The organism is Paraburkholderia humisilvae, from assembly GCF_902859855.1.
In the GTDB taxonomy this organism is placed as follows: Bacteria; Pseudomonadota; Gammaproteobacteria; order Burkholderiales; family Burkholderiaceae; genus Paraburkholderia; species Paraburkholderia humisilvae.
Map to the genome: position 1 here is coordinate 1 of NZ_CADIKH010000226.1, position 3,082 is coordinate 3,082.

2 protein-coding genes and 1 pseudogene are annotated in these 3,082 nt (G+C 66.8%); all 3 read right to left on the reverse strand.

The window, feature by feature from the left end:
- Positions 1-383: pseudogene (locus tag HV796_RS41155) on the reverse strand (PelD GGDEF domain-containing protein); the annotation flags it as partial.
- Between the two features lie 49 nt (positions 384-432).
- On the reverse strand, positions 433-1,008 hold the full coding sequence (locus HV796_RS41160; RefSeq protein WP_175233401.1) for a penicillin-binding protein activator LpoB: 576 nt from the start codon (positions 1,006-1,008) through the stop codon (positions 433-435).
- A 97-nt stretch (positions 1,009-1,105) separates the two neighbouring features.
- A partial coding sequence (locus HV796_RS41165; RefSeq protein ID WP_175233402.1) for a tetratricopeptide repeat protein occupies positions 1,106-3,082 on the reverse strand: 1,977 nt, incomplete at its 5' end.

Sequence of the window (3,082 nt, forward strand, 5' to 3'; positions counted from 1 at the left end):
ATCGTCTGCAGCAGACCGCCCGTGAAAAACATTGTCGGCCACGCGTCGTCGCCGCCGTGCGTATGGACGAGCCATGCGCCGACCAGCAGCGCACCCGCATAAAGACCGAGCAGCGCGCCGTAACGCAGCGCGACAACGAGCGTCGCGAACCACAGCCACGGAAAGCCGGTCTTCAACAGCAGCGGGTCGGATGAATCGAAACGCCAGCACAGCACGCAGACGATCAGCATGAAAACGGTCGTCTCGACGATCGCGAACGGCCGTGTCACCGCGGGTGCGACGAAGCGCCCGACAGCATTCAGATTGCCGAACGGATGCGCGTGCCGCGGCTTCACGGCGTTGGCATGCGTGCCGGTATCCGATGGGGAAGTGGCAGTCTTCACGGCCGGCTCCTGATCGCCTGTCGAAAACTCCGTGACGGTGGGCGCCGCATCACGCGTGTGCGCCCAACGGCGCCAGCAGCTTGCCGATCAGCGATGTCGCGACATTCGCGAGACTCGAGCGGCTCCATCCGCTGCGCGAGCCGGTCGCGCTCCATACCACCTGGCCGGACGCGACGTCGATAAGTTCAAAGGTGACGCCCGCGACCGGTTCGCCATCGACGCCCGCCTTGTAGCGCCATTCCTCGACCGCGCCGGTCAGCACGTATTTCACGTGCTGCTCGCGCGCCCATGCAAGCTTTTTCTCGCCGATCTCGCGCTGCGCGGTGTCGAACATCGCGTTCGACGCCGCATCGGCCGGTGCGACGCGCACATCGGTGAGGCCGTTTTCGCGCAGCACGTTCGCGGCAATCGCGGTTGCGCTGCTACCGGCGGCGGGCGTCCCGGTGAAGTTCGCAAGCGACACGACCGCAACCGGGTCATTCGCCGCGAGCGCCGGCGTGACCGCGCTCTGCGTAATCGTACCGCACGCGGACAGCAGCAGCACGGTTGCCGCAGCAGCGGCAAACCACCGCAGCGAACGGACCTGTCCTTGTGCCGGGCGCACATGTTTGTCATTGGTATTCATCGAACCACTCCTTTTCATTTCGTTTCGCGTTGTCGCCTGTTTCCCGTTGCCGGCGCGTACCGTCGATTCCGGCGGCTCGCCGCCCTACCCTGCACAATCAGTAATACCAGCTATATCTCGCGCCCAGCAGCGTGACCGGCGTACCGAGACGCGACACGCGCTGATGCTGGATAAACAGTGCGGCGTGATCGCCGCCGAATACGGTCCCCGCCAACCCGACGCTGAGGTCGGGCCCCCATCCCTGATTCGAATCGTGCAGGATGCCGACGTCGAGAAACGGCCGCCAGCGGTGCGTGTACTGTTCGAGCAGATCGTTACCGAAGCCGAAGTACAGGCCATATTGCGTGTACGTGTCCGGCAGGAAATCGCCGGCCACCGCAGGCTGATTGGCCGCGGGAATCAGCCGCGAGATCAGCGGGTCCGCACCGCCGCTCGCGCCGTAGCCGCCGTGCGTGCCGATCACGCGCACCGTGTAGTCCGGATATTCGGTGTGAAAGCGGTAGCTGATTTCGCCGGTCGACAGCACGCCGCTGCCGATATAGCTGCGCGCCTGGCTGTAGAAGCGGTCCGCTTCGACGCTGCCCGTCACGGTAACGCGTTCGGTCACGCGGTACGTGAAGTCGCCGATCAGGTTGTCCTTCATCCCGCCGACCTGCAGCGTTTGCGTTTCGTTGGCAACCTGGTTGCGGCCGGCGCGCACACCGAGCGTCAATGGCGAATTGCGGCCGGTTTCGGCCGCCAGCGCGAACGTATAGAAGCTATCGAGCGCGTCGCGCCGGCCCGCGGTCACCTGGAACGCGGTATCGAGCGTTTGCCGCCGCGCGTAGACGCTGAGCGAACGGTCCACCGACGGCACGTTGACGAGCTGCGTGATATCGGTCGAATGCTGGAAGTTCTGCACGCCGGTGACACCGACCATGTAGCGTTCAGCGATCTTGCGGCTCGCCGCGAGCGTTTGCTCGATATAGTCGAGCGGATGTTCAACGTGACTCGTGACCGTCGCGTCGATCGATTGCGGCCAGTCGAGCGCCGTTTCGGTGACACGCGTGTGCAACGCGGTATCTTCGGGCGCGCCTTCGAGCCCTTCGAACGCGAGCTGTTGCGCCCGGTCCGGCTGGTCGAGCGCGATCGCCGCGTCGATCCGGTCGGCAATCGGCAGCCTCGAGTGTTCCTGCGCGAGCAGGCGTTCAAGTTCGGGCAGATCGTTGTCGGCCAGCGCGATCGTCAACTGCGCATCCGCGGGACGCGCGAGACGCGCCGCGTATTGCTGTGCGAGCCAGCGCTTCGCGAGCGCATTGCTTTCGTGCGACACCGCCCACGCAATCGCCACATCCTTCGCCACCGCATCGCGCAGCCGGTTGTTTTGCGCGAGCTGTGCGCCGCTTTCCGGCGCGTCACCCGGCAGGCCCGGTACGCTGCCGAGCAGCGTGCGACGCGCGTCGGCCAGATCGGCCGGCGCCGCCTGCGTGGACAGCAGATCGTCGAGGAGCGCCGCCGATACGTCGGCGCTTGCGTAGTCGCGCGACAGCGCGACACGCCGGCCGCGCAGATCCGCGCGCGTTTCCGCGTCCTGTGCGGTACGGTTGCGCGACGCCGCGCGCGGCGCGCCGTCCTGCTGCAATTGCAGCCAGACCTTGTGACGGACCGACCATGCGAGGTCCGCGTGGCCCGCCATTTCCTGCGCATCGGCATAGGCGAGCAGCCACAGCGGATCGCGCGACAGCGAAACGGCCTCGCGCCGCAAATACTCGAGCGCCGCGACCGGCCGGTTCAGGCGCATCTCGGCGGCCGCGTACGGGCGCGACAGCGTCGCGCTGCGCCCGGCGCTGTCGCGCCAGCGATTCAGCGCGCGTTTGAGATCCGCATCGCTGCCGTAATCGACGAGCGCCCACAGATACGCCGCACGCATGTCCGACGTCGCATCCGGTAACCGGACCGCGCGCTCGAGGTCGGCGAGCGCGTCGGATGGCCGGTCGGTCAGACGTTCGTATTCGGCACGCGCGGCCAGCACACCCGGCGAGGCTTGCGCGGCGCGCTGCTGGTCGGACGTGAGGCTCGCCAGCAACGCGGCAAC

Coding starts and splice junctions, on each gene's coding strand:
- HV796_RS41160 (WP_175233401.1), bottom strand. CDS start 1,008: ATGAATACCAATGACAAACATGTGCGCCCGGCACAAGGACAGGTCCGT.